A 15,646-nucleotide genomic window follows, 5' to 3' on the forward strand; every position below is an offset into this window, starting at 1 on the left:
TTTGTAAAAAATCCATAAGACGGGTATTAATAAATGGTAAATTGGGCAACCATAGCCTGCTTTTGTCGTATAACTAAATATGTATAATTAATAATTCGATAAGTGAAGTGTTTATCTATGCAATTACCAAGATTTCTAAGAACGATTCGTGAGAATTTCGGGCAGAAGGCTGAAAAACAACCGTATGACTACCAGAACCTGGTCTTTAAGGGCGGCGGTGTGCGCGGTATTGCCTACATGGGTGCGCTTGAGAAGCTGGACGATCTGGGCATTATTAATGGTATTGAACGCGTGGCGGGTACCTCTTCCGGCGCTATTGCAGCCACGCTGCTTAGCTTTCGATTGTCCATAGCAGATACACTTGCTCTTTTCAATGAACTGGATCTATCGCGCATCCCTCAAAAAAGTATCCGAGATCGCCACGGCAAAATCCTTACCATCGCCAATCCGGGCAGCTATAAACGCTTGTTTGACAGCTACGGCTGGTATTCGAGTGAATATTTCTATCAATGGATCAGCGGGGTGATAGCCGATAAGTGCAAAGGCAATTCCCGCGCGACCTTCCGCTATTTCAGGAACGCGGGTTTCCGCGATCTATATATTGTGGCATCCAACATTTCCCGCCATCGCCCGGAAGTGTTTTCATTCGAAAGTACACCGGATACAGCCGTGGCAGATGCGGTGCGCCTTTCTATGTCCATTCCGCTCTACTTTGAAGCGCTGCGCTTCGATGGCAGCCAGTTTGGCCAGGGTGATTTTTACGTGGATGGTGGATTGTTTAATAATTACCCGTTGGAAATTTTCGACCATTTAGAATTTGTCCGGAATCCAAAAATGTTCTGGGAAGGGTTGAACTGGGAAACCCTGGGGCTTTACCTCGCGCCGGACGAAGAAAAATATGCCGATGTAGCCGAATATCCAAAAAATTTGTGGGAATTTGTGGCGCTGACCGGTAAGAATTACTACGACTCCCACCAGACATCCAGCCTGCGGAATAACATTCTGGATGAGAGACGCACCATTCAGATCAGTGATTGCGGCGTATCCTCAACAGATTTTGATATTCAACCCGGCTCGGAGATCTACCAAAAATTGTATAACTCCGGTAGTCAGGCAGTTACCGGTTATTTCGATTCTTTGGGAGACCTTTTAGGCTAATTGGCCGGGTAAACTGCGCAGCCATAATCGAGTTTCCTGGGGGTTGGGAAGACGCCAGTCTTCGATTGCCTGATTGATGACGTTGGAACAAACCCGAATAGCTGCCCCGCCGCATGATTGGATTACTCGAAAAGCGGCTTCGTCTTTATCGTCATCGCCCAGGTAAAGCAGGCTTTCTTCTTCAGGCGGATCGATTTCCAGTAGATATTTCATCCCCTCGCCTTTGTCTGCCAACAGCGGTCCGGCTTCCAGAAATCTATGGCCAGGTACAACGCGGAACTCTTTTATGTCCAATGTTTCCGCAGCTTGGTCTTGCGCTTTTTCAAGTAGATTTGCAGCAATTACGTCCTCAGCAAAGCGCGCGTGCAGTGCCAGCGACCAGCCTTTATCCTCCAGGAAGAACCCTTGTTTATCTTTGATCAATTCTATCCAAATAGGTTTGAGCACTTCCAAAGCAGGGCGTACCCGGTTGTAATCCAAGCGATAATGCAGACTACCGTCAGCTTTAAGGATCTCCAATCCATACGTGCCTGCCAGGGTGATACCGTTGACTGGTATGAGGGCTTGAAGGTGTGCTAATCGCCGCCCGCTTAAAACAGCAAGCTTGATTTTGCCGCTGTTCCGCAGGAATTTTAGTAAATCAATTACTTCCGGCAGCGGCTCCACCTGATCAGGGTGGTCGCGGAAATCCGCCAGCGTACCGTCGTAATCCAGGAAGAGGCGCAGGCGCGGCTGACTGGAGAGCAGCGTTTGAATTTTTTGGTCGGAGTTGTTCATGTAGACGATGCCTTGCTTGTTAACAAAGGTTCGATTTGTTTCTTGAAGATTTGCCCCCAGGTGAAATTCTCGCGAATTTTCTTGCGCAAGCGATACGCAGGGTCGTTTGCAGCCCAATTCAGTATCATCTGCGCTGCAACGGCTGGCTTACGCTGAATGTCCAGCAGGTGCACGTCCGCCTGGCCGATCTCTTCCACTGCCGGGATGTTGCTGGCAAAGATGGGCTTTCCCAGTAAACCGGCTTCCAAAACAGGCATTCCGAAACCTTCGCGCCGGCTGGGCATGAACAGGGCGTCACACATGCGGTACAAACCACTTACCGTTTCCATATTGAGGATGGTCCCGTCTTCCGGTTTCCCGCCGCTTTCATAAATAAAATGAAAATATGCCTGCAATCCTAATTCTTTTCGCAGGTCTTTCAGGGATTGAAAATAGGAGAAGTTTTCCGGGTCATGCGGATCAGGCGGCCCGGTCAGGATCATTTGGGCTTGACAGCCATTTTGCCGCAATTCGCGCAACACCCGCAGGGCGAACTCGATGTTCTTGGCCTGCGTCACCCGTACTGGCATTAACAGTAGGAGTTCGGCTTCTTCCAGTTTCAGGTTGTCGATCAACCTCCGACCTTCTGAAGAAACCCCTAATAGTACATCCGTGTCGATACCGTTATAAATGACATTCACCTTCTCGCTGGGCATTTTGAAGATCTCCGCCATGCTTTGCCGGCGATTTTTGGAAACCACAACGTAATCCACTTCCGGCCGGTACTGCCGCAGCAAGTTCCAGGGCAGCCCATCATGCAGCAGGGGCAGCGAGCGCGCACTGGCCCAGGAAAAATCGTGGCACCAGGCAACGCAGTGCGGTATTTGGCTTTCATCCAACAGTTCGTGCAGCGCATCGGTGAGTGCCAGGTTGAAATGTTTGCTGAAAACGTTGTGGACAAAGAGGTGCGCAAAATGGGGCAAGTGCTCGGCTAATTCGGCTTTGATGTGCTCGCGCAGCCGGCGGTATTCTTCGGTGACCTGACCTTTTTCCAAATCGGCGTTGACCTGCAAGACTTCCGTGTGCTGGGAATCCAGCAGGGGCAGGTGGATGAAGCCGCAGCCTTGCGGCAGGGCTGACTGGCAGCCGCTGCCGGCAATGACCGTGACGGTATATCCGTTGTCAATAAAAACGCGCGCATGTGCCTGTATAACGGACTCCACGCCGCCAACGGTTGGGGGAGCGGAATAATGCAGGATTGCGATATCCTTTTCACTCATGATTTGCGGCTCATTTCAACAATTGCATGCAGCTGGTCTTTCAACCAGCAGTAGATATCGTTGTTTTTTATCAGCCAATGCAGCGACCGCGCCCGTGAATTTCTTTCTTCCATACCCATGCTCAACCCCTGGTGTATAGCTTCCGCAGTAGCATATATATCGCATGGCGATATAACGATAGCGCCCGGCGCCAATTGCTGGCTAGCCCCGGCGCGTTCAGATAACACCAATACGCCATTGCGTTCATTGACAATTGGGCCTTCCTTGGCAACCAGATTCATGCCGTCCGCGACTGCGTTGACCAGTAGCACGTCGTATAACTGCAGGGCAGCAATGGCACGTTTGTAATTCTCGCCGACCAGAATGCGCACCGGTTCCCACTCACTGGTCCCATATCCGGCGTTGATCTGCCCGCTGATGGCCATGATCTTGTCCAAATAGTCTTTGTATTCCTCCACCTCACGGCGGGAAGGAACCAGCAGCGCCAGAAACAGGACTTTCTCCTGGTATTCGGGATGCAGGCTGAGTAATTCTTCAAAAGCTTTAAAGCCGCGGATGATATTCTTGCTGGGATCGATACGATCTACCCGTAAGACGAGTTTCTTATCAGTGATGATCTTTTGAAGTTTTTTCTTCTGTTCGATCACTTCTTCATCCTGGCGCATTGCTTCCAGGTTGGCAACATCAATGGAGATTGGAAAATCCTGGATGTGTGTCGCATGATTGCGATACCAAATACGGCCGCGTTTGTATTTCACATGCGCGCGCGGTAAATGGGATTCCACAGTACGGATGAAGTTCAAACCATCTTCCTCAGTTTGAAAACCCAGTAAATCCACTGCGCATAGTCCATCCAGGATGCCCTGCCGCATGGTGGGCGGCAGAATGCGCCAATATTCCGGCCCTGGCCAGGGGATATGGGTGAAATGCAGAATGGTAGGCTGTTTCGCCTTGGGCAGCAGATCGCGAATATAACGCGCGGTCAAATACAAGTGATAATCTTGCAGCATAACCAACGTTTTTTTGCCGGTATTTTCCACTGCTTTGACAATTTCCTGCGCGAATAAGTGATTTACCTTTTTGTATCCATTTTCCCAGGCATCCCAGGTGGCATGGTCGATGACGGGTTCGCTGGAAATATTCCACATAGAGTGCTGTAAAAACCACAGCAGAGGATTGGCGATGACGTTGTAATAGCCGTCGTACGCAGCCTGTTCGGGATTGATAAATTTAACGTGGATGCTGCCGTTCGCCTCTTCCAGTGGAATGTCGCCCTCGAGGAAATCCACATCCTGGGGAGTTTGGGCGCATGAAATCCAGGTCGCGTTGATGTACTGCAGCATGCCCGATAAGCCGGTGATCAATCCCCCGCTGCCTTTTTGTTGAATTACTTCTCCATCGCTATTTTCAATGTGTACAACCGGTCCGCGGTTGGAAGCGATGATAATGTGCCAGTCTGAAAAAGTATTTAAATCGATGTCTTCTCTTATCTCGGCCCCGGTGGGTAAAACTTCCGGCCTGTCAGCCATTCGTGTTCCTTTCTTCTATAAAAACTAAACCTCATTGCTGGCTTGGATGGCCAGGTCGATAAAAACCGCGGCGGTCCAGCCAAATATGGGCGCGGCGTTCACACCCGGTTTTCCATTATCGGCGTTATAAAATTCATAAATATTGTTGTGCGCCATGATCATATTCAGCGTCTTTTGGCGCAGTTCCACTGCCAGGTCATGTTCACCGATCTGGTGCAGGGCTTCAATAAAGAAATAATTGATATTTGCCCAAACCGGCCCGCGCCACATGACTTTGGCGTTGAAATGCGCATCGTTGCGTGCAACGCTGGGGATGGGATAATCGCCCCAGAATTCCTCTTTGTTGGTTAGATGGGCCAGCAGTTTGCCGCGGATATCATCCGGCAGCTGACCGGTCCACAGCGGGTAGAGGTTGAAGGGGGTCAGCACCGGGATGGGATCCTCGCCGTGGAAGGCGCGGAAAAATCCGGCTTCTTCGTCCCAAAATTCTTTGATCATGCGCTTAACGATGCCATTGGCGCGTTTGCGCCACATTTGTGATTCATTCTGTATTCCTAAAGCTTCGGCCATCAGGGCCAGCGAACCCATCTGCACACACAGGTAAGTGTTCAAATCGGGGGATTCCACCGGCATGCCGTAATCCCACAGCGGATTATCGTCCAATCCGGACGAGTAAGGATGGTTGTATTGCGCCAACCCATCCACGTTATCGTCATTCATGTTGAACCACCAGGCATTCCAGCGCACCAGCGGAATATAGATTTCGCGCAGAAAATCGACATCCGGATCTTTTTCGTGCAGTTTCATGGCTGCCCAGGCCAGGATGGGCGGTTTGGTTACTTCACCCTGGAAGGGGTGGTCGATTTCAGAAATGACGCCTTCATCATAAATCGCGTCCGGTAACATTCCATCCGGCAGTTGGCCGGCCAGCATGGCGCGAATTTGGTTGCGCGCCAATACCGGGTCAACGTGCCGGAAAGCCAATGCGTGCATTGCGCTGTCCCACAGCCACAAGCCGATGTAACTGGTCTTGGAGGGGGTCATGGCTTCATAAGCCACCTTGCCGCGCGCGCTGATCAGATTGTTCGCCATAATCCACCAGGCATGCGCGTATGTCTGCCGGTAACAATCGTCCACTGCCGGCACTTTGTCAAACCAATTGCGCCAACGAGTTTCGGCGAATATGGCCGTTTGCGAGAAGGGCGCTACTTCCTCTGAAAGATGCTTTTCATCGATGCTTAGTGTGATGGCGCAATCATTCTCGGATTTGACGATGAAATCCACTGCATACCCGCGCTTCCTGGGGCTGATAGTGTTGACTACCGTCTCCGCGTTGGTCTGGTAGGACAGGTTGCGCACGGCCTTGAATTGGCCGCCCTGGCCGCCGATCTTCCAATATTGGGGAGTGGCCAGGAAGCGAATGCCTGCGTTGGTATTTTCCGGCAGCCCGATGGAAAGGGTGCGTTCATCCTGGAACACCAGCTTGAAAATGCCGACGCGGGTTTTTAGTTCGAGCATGTGCGGGTAACTGGTCAGCTCGTATTCCAGCTTCTGACCGTTGCCGTCCAGCAAACTTAATTCGTCGATGAAAGGTGCCCGTTTCAGGTAGGACTCGATTTGAGAATCCAGAAAAGATAACCGTTCGGCCAACTTTATATACAAGTAATTTTGTTTTTCGGACTGATAAACCAACAAACGTGATCCACGGTCGCTGAACGGGACCGTCTTGAGATCAATATGATTTTTCAGAAGCATCAGACTATCGTGGCTGATTTCTTCTTTGGAGTGTTTATTGATAATTGTCTTCATGTCTTTTCCTGTTTTTATTGTAATGCATCCGGGAAGTTTACTGATGAGTACATAAAGAGGTCGAGTAGTTTAATACACTCAGGTCAGTATTATAAAAAGAAACCTTGCCAACCGGGAAAGGTTTCTTTTCTTCAAGACTCTTTGGGTAATGGACCGGGCTAAAAATCAGATGCCTAAATTCTCCCACAGGTTGCGGGAGCGCAGGTTGCGCCGGCGCTGTTCGATTAGCGGCATGGGTGTGTTCAGCAGCAAGCGGCAAATTTGCGCGATTTTGACCGATGAAGTGCCGCCGTTCTGGATGGGCATCAATTGCTGAAGCTTATTCTTATCGAGGTCGGAATAGACTTCTTTTCCGAGTGCCAAGGCCACGAAAGTGCAGCTCGACCACTGGGTAATGACCGTTTGCGCATTGGCGATCATGGTGTTGATATCCCCGCGCCAGTAGACTTTGGCGCCGGGCGCGTAGGTGTTGATCTCGCGGATGGCGCGCCGCGCGTTCTCCAACGGGTGCAGCTTGAAGATCAATTGGCGCCCGTCTGCGATCTTCACACAGTGGCGGATGAAAATGGAGCGGAATTCAGGCCGCATGGTTTCGCGGAAGGGTGTGGTGGCCACCAATACGTAATTATTAAATGGAAAGTCCTTGCTGGTAAAGTCGGCCAGGTTGTCGAAGTTGGGAATGCCGGTCACAATGATTTTCTCCGGCCGCGCGCCTTTACGGGTGAACAGGTTCTTGTACCCATTGGAGGCTACGCAAAAGGTGTCGTACGCGTTGGATAGGCCGGTCATGGATGTGTTGGCCAGCCAGCGGGGCAGGTGCAGGAATTTGACGATGTGATAGGCGAGCCCTTCCGGTTCGGTGATGCCTTCCTGTACCAGGATGATGCGGCTGGAGCGGATGTTCTTCTGGATGATCGAATCGCTGCCGGTTAATACCAGGTCGTAATGGTTCTTTTTTCCATACATATCCAGCGGCAATTGGTTTTCTTCCAGATACTTCATCGTGTCGCGGTGATGGCGGCCGCCCAGGATGGTGTTATTGAGCATCCCCAGCTTGGCAAACCATTTGATCAAACCATCTGCATAGTAAGGGGTGAAATAGCAATCGTGATCGGAGAGCTCTTTCGAGATCTTATGCATCATGGTGGTTTGGTTCAAAGAACCGCAGATAAAAAGTATTTTCATAGAAATAGGATAGTTTTTATATGGTTTGATTATTATTGTAGCCCAATCCAATTTGGAAATAAAGAAAAATAGGTTAATTTTTTGTAAATAACAGGAAGATTTGTTAAACCTTCATTAAATGAAAAGCGGATTCAAGAAAAGAGGGTTAAATTAATTGCTACTTTTCGGAAAAAATTTCGTATATAGGCGTAAATGACAAACCAAAAGAACGTTATCGAAGCGATGGATATGGTTCTGCAAAAAAACGTCGAGCGGGATATCCTGATTGAAATTTATCGCGCGGCGAAGATACCCGATTGGCGCGCTGTGCGCCGTCTGGTTGCCTATACTTTGCGCAAACCGGTCAGCCATTTCTCGGGCCTGATCGCTAATTTGGACACGATTATCGGCAGGGATGGCATCGTTGCCGCGGCCAAATACGCCCTGCCGGAGTTATGCCGTCCGGCGGATGCTTTGGGGCAGGGAGGCATCCCCGCCAGCGGTCCGCTGGTGATCGCGTCCAACCACCCGGGCACGTATGATGCCTTTTCTATTATCTCCAATTTACCGCGGGACGATGTCAAACTGATCGTCAGCGGCATCCCTTTCTTTCAAAACCTGCCGCATGCCAGCCGGCATTTCATTTTTGCCACGCATAACACCAATGAACGCACGAATGTAATCCGCCAGTCTATCCGCCATCTGCAGGACGGCGGCGCTTTATTGATCTTTCCCAGTGGGCGACTTGACCCGGATCCGTCCGTTTTGCCGGGGGCAGTTGATGGCCTGCGGCGCTGGTCGCGCAGTATTGAAGTGTTTCTCCGCAAGGTACCGGAGTCGCGACTGGTTTTAACCATCACCAGCGGTGTGCTTTCCGGCGAATATATTAACCACTTTATTCCCCGCATGTTTAAAAATGATCACGAACGCCGCCGCATCACGGAATTTATCCAGGTAATTCGCCAAATGGTGCGGATGGAACCGCTGGACCTTTACCCAAAGGTCAGTTTTGCCGGGCCGCTTTCCGGTGAAATTTTTCAGTCGGGCGGGAGAGACGAACAAAGCACCCTTATCATGCAGAAAGCCGGCCAATTGCTGGATTTTCACATGAACCGTTTTTACCCGGGAAGTAAGCTTCAGAACGCCCAGACTGAATACTAGGTCATACGATGTTGATGGTTACCCATCCGGATTGAGAGCTTTGACAAGGTACTTATAAGTAAAAATTCTCATTTTGATTCAACCGCAAACGAGGACTACCGGGATTGAATGCTATACTTGGGTTATAAATAATTCCGGAATTTGGGCTATATGAACGTAACCATCAAGGATATTGCAAAAGCTGCTGGCGTATCGCATCCAACAGTATCGCGTGCTTTAAACGATCACCCTGGAATTTCGACAGCTACCAAAGAGCGCATCAAGAAGCTGGCAGAAGAGATGGGCTATGTACCCAATGCATCGGCGCGCGGGTTGAAAACCAGCCGGTCGCGGGCTTTGGGCGTGATCATGCGCCAGATTGATGACCCATTTTGGAGCGAGGTTTTGGACGGAGTGGACAGTGTCCTGCATCCGGCCGGATACAGCTTGTTTATCGCCTCAACACATATGGAACGCCAGCGCGAAAAAGACGTGGTGCAGGCCATGGTGCAGCGCGGCGTGGACGGCGTCATATTGCTGGCCCCGCAGTTCAGCGAAGAGCAGTGCCATATGCTCAAAAATTATGGCCTGCCGATGGTAATGGTCAATAATGAAGGCGCGGGCGATTGCAAGTATTTGATTTATAACGATGACATTTACGGCGCTCGTCTGGTGACCCATTATTTAATCGATTTAGGCCACCACCGCATTGCCTATCTGGGTAATCGCATGGGCGGTTTGACGGATACCAATCGCCTGGCCGGTTTTTCAGCGGAGATGCAAGATGCCGGGCTTGAAATTCGGGACGAGTATATTTATCACGTTCCGGCCGGGAATCCTGCCGGGGGACGCGAAGGCGCGGAATACCTCATCACGTTAAGAGAGTTCCCGACAGCAATTGTGTGTTATAACGATTTCCTGGCAGCCGGTGTGTATAATCTGCTTTTAGAAAAAGGGATGCGAATACCGGAAGATGTGTCGATAACGGGTTTTGATAACATTTCCATTGCTGCATACCTGACACCGCCGTTGACCACGCTGCACCAGTTCAAATTCGAAATGGGCCGCGGGGCAGCTGAAATGATGCTGGAAGTGTTGATCAAAAAACAGCAAAAAGAGGAACAGGATTCCAACCGCAGTGTTAGTATTAAAGGAGTTCTGTATATCCGCGAATCCACGGCGATTCCTGCTTCATAGCCCCGCTTACTGTTAGCACTACAAAAGACAATCCACTGGCCGGATAAAGCGGAAAATCCGGAATATTTGCCGCACGGTGAACCAAATGACGACTCAGTGCATTTTTAAGGTTCAAATGTTGACTTTCGGGGGAAATCATGTATAATGTTCACGTGTGCATTAATAAAATGGGTCGGGAATTGCATCGCTCGGCATGATTTTTCCCCAAAAGGCTAAAAAAAGCGAGGATTAGATGCGGCAATATGATGAAAGATCATTGATAGTTCACCCCCAAGTAACGAATGACCCGGGTGTCATCGTCAGCGTGGATTGCGAAAATGCGGGCTGGCAAACCATCGATTTTCAAGTGCGCAGTCTTGCTAAGGGGCAGCAATGGAAAAGCGCATCAACCGGCAAAGAAACAGCGCTGGTGGTTCTTTCCGGCACAATCAGCGTGAATTCCGATCAGGGCAATTGGAAATCTATCGGTGAAAGAAGCAGTGTTTTTTCAGGCTTGCCGTATGCCTTATATCTTCCCCTCGAATCTCATTATGAAATCCTTGCGGATACCGACAGCGAGTTTGCCATTGCAACGGTTCCCGCCACAAAGAAATTTCCGGCGCAACTGATTACACCGGCGGACGTGCATGTTGAGGTGCGCGGTGGAGACCACGCCACGCGACAGATCAATGACATTATTCCGCCCGGTTTTCCCTGCGAACATTTAGTGGTGGTTGAGGTCTATACACCTGCGGGGAACTGGTCCAGTTACCCTCCGCATAAACATGACAATCGCAAAGTCGCCCCGGACGGCAGCCTGCTGGAAGCAGACCTGGATGAAATCTATTATTACAAAATTGACCGGCCGGAAGGTTACGCTTTGCAGCGAGTTTACACCGGTACGGATTCTCCTCTGGCGTTGGCCGGTAAGGGGTTTGATGCCGCGTTGGTGCTGCATAATGATGATATTGCCCTGGTGCCGGAAGGGTATCATCCCGTTTCCAGCCCGCCCGGATACACTGCTTATTATTTGAATGTTTTGGCCGGATCTGATCAGGTATTGACATCGCACGATGACCCGGACTTCGCCTGGGTTAAAGATTCCTACCGCAGTATCGATCCGCGGCTTCCTATTTATCCCATTAAATAAACCCGCATTACGGAGGAAAAATGACCGAAGGCAAAACCAGACGGATGACGATGGCGCAAGCCGTTATCAATTTCCTAAAGAATCAATACAGTGAACGCGATGGTTTAGAACAGCCTGTCTTCGCAGGCTGTTTTGGTATATTTGGGCATGGCAACGTGGCCGGCATCGGCCAGGCCCTCCAGCAGAACTTGGATTTCCGCTATTATCAGGTCCGCAATGAGCAGGCCATGGTGCATACGGCCAGCGCATATGCCAAGATAAAGGATCGCCTGCAAACTTTTGTGTGTACCTCATCCATTGGCCCCGGCGCGACCAATATGCTGACCGGCGCGGCGCTGGCGACCATCAACCATTTACCGGTGCTGCTGCTGCCGGGCGATATCTTCGCCCGCCGCAATGTTGCCCCGGTATTGCAGCAGTTGGAATTCCCGGCTTCGCAGGACGTTTCTGTCAACGATTGCTTCCGTCCTGTCAGCCGTTATTGGGATCGCATCAACCGTCCGGACCAGATTCTGACTGCACTGCCGACCGCTCTGCGTGTGCTCACCAGCCCCGTGGACACCGGCACGGTCACGCTGGCTCTGCCGCAGGACGTTCAAACCGAAGCCTATGACTATCCGGTTGAATTCTTCGAAAAACGAGTCTGGCACGTTGGGCGACAGCGTCCGGATGCGGCCTCGCTTTCAAAAGCGGCCGAAATGATCCGCCAGAGTCAGCGGCCCATGATTATTGCCGGCGGCGGTTTGATCTACTCCGGGGCAACCGAAACCCTGCGCGAATTTGTGGACAGCACCGGTATTCCGGTCGGTGAAAGCATGGCCGGCAAAGGCAGCCTGCGCTATGACCATCCGCTCTGCCTGGGCGGGGTGGGCGCCACCGGCACATTGGCCGCCAACCGCATCGCCAAAGAAGCCGATCTGGTGATCGGCATTGGCACGCGCTACAGCGATTTCACCACAGCCTCCAAGACTGCTTTCCAGAACCCGGACGTGCGTTTCATCAACATCAACGTAGCTGAATTTGACGCCGCCAAGCATTTCGGTTTGATGCTGGTTGGGGATGCCAAAGTAACGCTGGAAGAATTGTTAACGGCGCTGCAGGATTATCACGTGGCGGATGCTTATCGTCAGGAAGCCGCTCAATTGCATGACCAGTGGGAAACCGAAGTCGAGCGAATCTACGCCATTCACAATGAACCGCTGCCCAGCCAGGGTGAATTGATCGGGCTGTTGAATGAACTGTCTTCCCCCGATGCCATCATGGTCAACGCGGCCGGCAGCATGCCGGGCGACCTGCACAAACTCTGGCGTGCGCGCCACCCCAAGAATTTCCATCTCGAATACGGCTATTCCTGCATGGGATACGAAATTGCCGGCGGTTTGGGCGTCAAGATGGCCGCACCGGATCGCGAAGTGTACGTGATTGTGGGCGACGGCAGTTACCTGATGCTGTCCTCTGATATCGCCACATCCATCCAGGAAGGATATAAGCTGATCATCATCCTGTGGGATAACGGCGGTTTCAAGAGCATCGGCTCGTTAAGCCGCTCGCTGGGACAGGACGGCTTTGGCACGCGCTTCGTCTTCCCGCAGGAGGATAAACTCGCGGGCGATTCGGCCGGGGATTCGGTTGAAGGCCTGCCTATTGATTTTGCTGCCAACGCGCGCAGTCTGGGCGCGGAAGTGATTTCCTGCAAAACCGCGCACGATTACGCCGCTGCGCTGGAAGCCGCGCGCAAGACCGATCGTACAACTCTGATCTATATCCGCAATGACCGTTATGTCAACGTGCCGGGTTATGAAAGCTGGTGGGATGTGCAAGTAGCCGAGGTCAGCGAGATGCCATCCGTGGATGAAGCCCGCAAACAGTGGGAAGCAATGCGTAAAAAGGAACGGTTATTTTTATAGAGCCGATCAACAATTAACAGAGGAGCGACGATTTGGTTGACAATTCAAATACCATAAAAACAGAAGAAGCCGATGGATTCCTCCGCCTGGTGGGGATCAGCAAGAGTTTCCCGGGAGTCAAGGCACTCAATAATGTCCATTTGAATGTCCGCAAAGGGGAAGTCCACGGCCTGGTCGGCGAAAACGGGGCGGGTAAATCTACTTTAATGAAGATCCTTTCAGGCGCTTACATTAAAGATGAAGGTGAGATTTACTGGCAGGGCGAAAAGGTTGAGATCACTAAACCCAAAGATTCCGAAGAATTGGGAATTGCCATTATTTACCAGGAGTTTAACCTGGTTCCCCAATTGAGCATTTCTGAGAATATTTGGCTGGGCCGCGAACCGCTGGCGAATAAGGCCCTGCAGCTGATCGATTGGACAGAGATGCACAAAAGGACGCAACAGTTGCTTGATGATTTAGACCTGGATTTTGATCCCAAACGGCCGGTGGCAGGTTTGGGCGTGGCCAGCCAGCAAATGGTCGAGATCGCCAAGGCATTATCTCTGAATGCTAAATTGCTCATTATGGACGAGCCGACCAGCGCGCTGTCAAAAAATGAGATCGATCAACTTTTCTCTGTCATTCAGTCTTTAAAGGAAAAAGACGTATCCATAATTTACATCTCCCATCACCTTGAAGAAGTCTTCGAGATATGTGACCGCGGCACGGTACTGCGGGATGGAAATTTTGTGGCGACCATTGACCCCAAACAAACCAGCAAGAATGAGTTGATCCAGTTGATGGTTGGACGTACGCTGGACCAGCAATATCCCAAAGTGAAGGCTGAACGAGGTGAAGAGGTCATGCGTGTCGAGCACCTCAGCCGCAAAGGGGTTTTAAGTGACATCAGCTTCTCGGCTTACGCGGGGGAGATCTTGGGCATCTCTGGTTTGGTTGGCTCAGGACGCACCGAGCTGGTCAAGGCCATATTTGGCGCCGACCCGATTGATAGCGGCAAGATATTCATTTATGGCAAAGAAGTAAAAATCACCTCGCCCCAATCTGCCATTGCAGCAGGCATGGGATTGCTGCCGGAAGACCGTAAATATGAAGGCCTGGTTTTGAAATTATCTGTCAAGCAGAATGTCAGCATGGCCAGTCTGGGTAAACTCCTCAAGCGGGGTATGCTGCAGTTGAACATTGAAAAATCAAAGGTGCTGGATTTCATCGATAAATTGCGAATTTTGACTCCCAGCATTGAAAAAGAAGTACAAAATTTGAGCGGCGGCAACCAACAAAAGGTTGTTTTGGCAAAATGGTTAGCCAGCCAATCGCGCATCCTGATCTTTGACGAACCCACGCGCGGCATCGATGTGGGTGCCAAAGTGGAAGTCTATAACCTGATGAACGAATTGGTGAAAAATGGTGTGGCGGTCATCATGGTCTCTTCGGAAATGCCGGAAATTTTAGGGATGAGCGACCGCATCTTGGTGATCCATCAGGGCGAATTGGCATCGATATTAAATTGTGAAGAAGCAACGCAGGAGAAAATACTATCTGCAGCAATGGGAGTGAATTAATATGGCAACTGAATCAGTAGAAATCGCTAACGAATCCAAAAAGAAAATCACCGTCAGCAGCCTGATCGGCCGCTTCGGCGCCCTGTTTGGCTTGTTGTTTCTGGTGATCTTTCTAAGTATCACCTCGGACGTTTTCCTGGGCGGTTCGAACTTGTCCAATATCGCTCGTCAGGCAACGGTGAACGCCTTCCTTTCAGTAGGTATGTTATTGGCTATTATCACGGCTGGTATTGATTTGTCGGTTGGGTCCGTTTTGGCGTTATCCATGTGCACCCTGGGAATCCTGGTGATAAAGATGGGGGTCAACCCTTATTTAGCGATGTTAGCCTGTCTTGCCATGGGTACATTTTTCGGGTGGATCAACGGTCTTCTGTTGACTAAGTTACATTTACCGCATCCCTTTATCGCAACTTTAGGCACGATGAATATTGCTCGCGGTTTGGCCTTGATTATCACCGATTCATCGCCGGTTTCCGGATTCGATCGCGCCGGAGCTCCAGAAGTGCTGACCCTGGGAGCCGGTTCTGTCGGACCGATTCCGGTAGCATTTATCGCTGTATTCGCCGTCTATATTATGTTTCATATTTTACTGACAAGAACACCATTCGGACGCCATATTTATGCTGTCGGCGGGAATGTTTCAGCCGCCAGATTATCCGGTATCAATGTAAGCCGTACGCTGATGACTGTTTATAGCCTAAGCGGCTTTATGGCAGGGTTGGCGGCTTTAATGTTGGCAGGACGTACGAATTCCGGATTTCCCAATGCGGGTGCAGGATATGAAACGGACGCTATCGCGGCGGTTATCATCGGCGGTGCCAGTTTTTCAGGCGGTTCAGGCACTATCGGTGGGACGGCCATTGGTGTTTTGTTGATTGCGGTTCTGCGTAATGGGCTGGTATTGCTCAATGTACCAACAGAATGGCAAACGGTTGCCATTGGTCTGGTCATTATTGGCGCGGTTTCCATCGATATGCTTCGCCATCGTGCGCAATAATGGTGACCAGAATCCATT

General features: G+C 50.7%; 12 protein-coding genes. 7 read left to right on the top strand and 5 right to left on the bottom strand.

Translation table 11 applies throughout. The features are described from left to right. Positions 1-117: 117 nt before the first annotated feature. A complete protein-coding gene (locus Pelsub_RS06095; RefSeq protein ID WP_116224614.1) occupies positions 118-1,158 on the top strand; it encodes a patatin-like phospholipase family protein in 1,041 nt (346 codons plus the stop codon). Here Pelsub_RS06095 and otsB read toward each other — a convergent pair. The 5 genes from otsB to Pelsub_RS06120 form a co-directional block, all read right to left on the bottom strand. Beyond that, a complete protein-coding gene (gene otsB / locus Pelsub_RS06100; RefSeq protein WP_116224613.1) occupies positions 1,150-1,935 on the bottom strand; it encodes a trehalose-phosphatase in 786 nt (261 codons plus the stop codon). The genes Pelsub_RS06095 and otsB overlap by 9 nt on opposite strands. Beyond that, positions 1,932-3,194, bottom strand: a complete 1,263-nt coding sequence (locus Pelsub_RS06105) for a glycosyltransferase family 4 protein (protein ID WP_116224612.1) — start codon at positions 3,192-3,194, stop codon at positions 1,932-1,934. Before Pelsub_RS06105 ends, otsB begins: the two co-directional genes overlap by 4 nt. Next, positions 3,191-4,723 carry an alpha,alpha-trehalose-phosphate synthase (UDP-forming) gene (locus Pelsub_RS06110; RefSeq protein WP_116224611.1) on the bottom strand — a complete coding sequence of 511 codons (1,533 nt, stop codon included), beginning with the start codon at positions 4,721-4,723 and terminating at the stop codon, positions 3,191-3,193. The genes Pelsub_RS06105 and Pelsub_RS06110 overlap by 4 nt, the downstream gene beginning before the upstream one ends. A gap of 24 nt (positions 4,724-4,747) precedes the next feature. Continuing rightward, positions 4,748-6,532 carry an amylo-alpha-1,6-glucosidase gene (locus Pelsub_RS06115; RefSeq protein ID WP_116224610.1) on the bottom strand — a complete coding sequence of 595 codons (1,785 nt, stop codon included), beginning with the start codon at positions 6,530-6,532 and terminating at the stop codon, positions 4,748-4,750. 165 nt (positions 6,533-6,697) lie between these two features. Next, positions 6,698-7,717, bottom strand: coding sequence for a hypothetical protein (locus tag Pelsub_RS06120; protein WP_232528622.1), 1,020 nt, complete (start codon positions 7,715-7,717; stop codon positions 6,698-6,700). Between the two features lie 192 nt (positions 7,718-7,909). Here Pelsub_RS06120 and Pelsub_RS06125 point away from each other — a divergent pair, with 192 nt between their 5' ends. The 6 genes from Pelsub_RS06125 to Pelsub_RS06150 all read left to right on the top strand — a co-directional run bounded on the left by Pelsub_RS06125 (position 7,910) and on the right by Pelsub_RS06150 (position 15,628). Further along, entirely contained in the window at positions 7,910-8,857 is a 948-nt protein-coding gene (locus Pelsub_RS06125) for a 1-acyl-sn-glycerol-3-phosphate acyltransferase (RefSeq protein WP_116224609.1), read from the top strand. A gap of 150 nt (positions 8,858-9,007) precedes the next feature. Continuing rightward, the gene (locus Pelsub_RS06130) at positions 9,008-10,033 is read left to right on the top strand and encodes a LacI family DNA-binding transcriptional regulator (protein ID WP_116224608.1); all 1,026 of its coding nucleotides are present in this window, start codon (positions 9,008-9,010) and stop codon (positions 10,031-10,033) included. A gap of 256 nt (positions 10,034-10,289) precedes the next feature. Then, positions 10,290-11,162 carry a 5-deoxy-glucuronate isomerase gene (gene iolB / locus Pelsub_RS06135; protein WP_198418408.1) on the top strand — a complete coding sequence of 291 codons (873 nt, stop codon included), beginning with the start codon at positions 10,290-10,292 and terminating at the stop codon, positions 11,160-11,162. Positions 11,163-11,182: 20 nt separating this feature from the next. Beyond that, positions 11,183-13,069: a 3D-(3,5/4)-trihydroxycyclohexane-1,2-dione acylhydrolase (decyclizing) gene (gene iolD, locus Pelsub_RS06140; protein WP_198418409.1), complete on the top strand. Its 1,887-nt coding sequence runs from the start codon at positions 11,183-11,185 to the stop codon at positions 13,067-13,069. 32 nt (positions 13,070-13,101) lie between these two features. Beyond that, positions 13,102-14,631: a sugar ABC transporter ATP-binding protein gene (locus Pelsub_RS06145; protein ID WP_232528623.1), complete on the top strand. Its 1,530-nt coding sequence runs from the start codon at positions 13,102-13,104 to the stop codon at positions 14,629-14,631. A gap of 1 nt (position 14,632) precedes the next feature. Beyond that, entirely contained in the window at positions 14,633-15,628 is a 996-nt protein-coding gene (locus Pelsub_RS06150; RefSeq protein WP_116224606.1) for an ABC transporter permease, read from the top strand. The last annotated feature ends 18 nt before the right edge of the window (positions 15,629-15,646 follow it).

The organism is Pelolinea submarina, from assembly GCF_003966975.1.
Classification (GTDB): Bacteria; Chloroflexota; Anaerolineae; order Anaerolineales; family Anaerolineaceae; genus Pelolinea; species Pelolinea submarina.

Excerpts from the sequence above, each read along its gene's own strand:
- Pelsub_RS06115 (WP_116224610.1), bottom strand. The coding sequence starts at position 6,532 with ATGAAGACAATTATCAATAAACACTCCAAAGAAGAAATCAGCCACGAT.
- Pelsub_RS06130 (WP_116224608.1), top strand. The coding sequence starts at position 9,008 with ATGAACGTAACCATCAAGGATATTGCAAAAGCTGCTGGCGTATCGCAT.
- Pelsub_RS06150 (WP_116224606.1), top strand. The coding sequence starts at position 14,633 with ATGGCAACTGAATCAGTAGAAATCGCTAACGAATCCAAAAAGAAAATC.
- Pelsub_RS06120 (WP_232528622.1), bottom strand. The coding sequence starts at position 7,717 with ATGAAAATACTTTTTATCTGCGGTTCTTTGAACCAAACCACCATGATG.
- Pelsub_RS06105 (WP_116224612.1), bottom strand. The coding sequence starts at position 3,194 with ATGAGTGAAAAGGATATCGCAATCCTGCATTATTCCGCTCCCCCAACC.
- otsB (WP_116224613.1), bottom strand. The coding sequence starts at position 1,935 with ATGAACAACTCCGACCAAAAAATTCAAACGCTGCTCTCCAGTCAGCCG.
- iolD (WP_198418409.1), top strand. The coding sequence starts at position 11,183 with ATGACCGAAGGCAAAACCAGACGGATGACGATGGCGCAAGCCGTTATC.
- Pelsub_RS06095 (WP_116224614.1), top strand. The coding sequence starts at position 118 with ATGCAATTACCAAGATTTCTAAGAACGATTCGTGAGAATTTCGGGCAG.
- Pelsub_RS06125 (WP_116224609.1), top strand. The coding sequence starts at position 7,910 with ATGACAAACCAAAAGAACGTTATCGAAGCGATGGATATGGTTCTGCAA.
- Pelsub_RS06110 (WP_116224611.1), bottom strand. The coding sequence starts at position 4,723 with ATGGCTGACAGGCCGGAAGTTTTACCCACCGGGGCCGAGATAAGAGAA.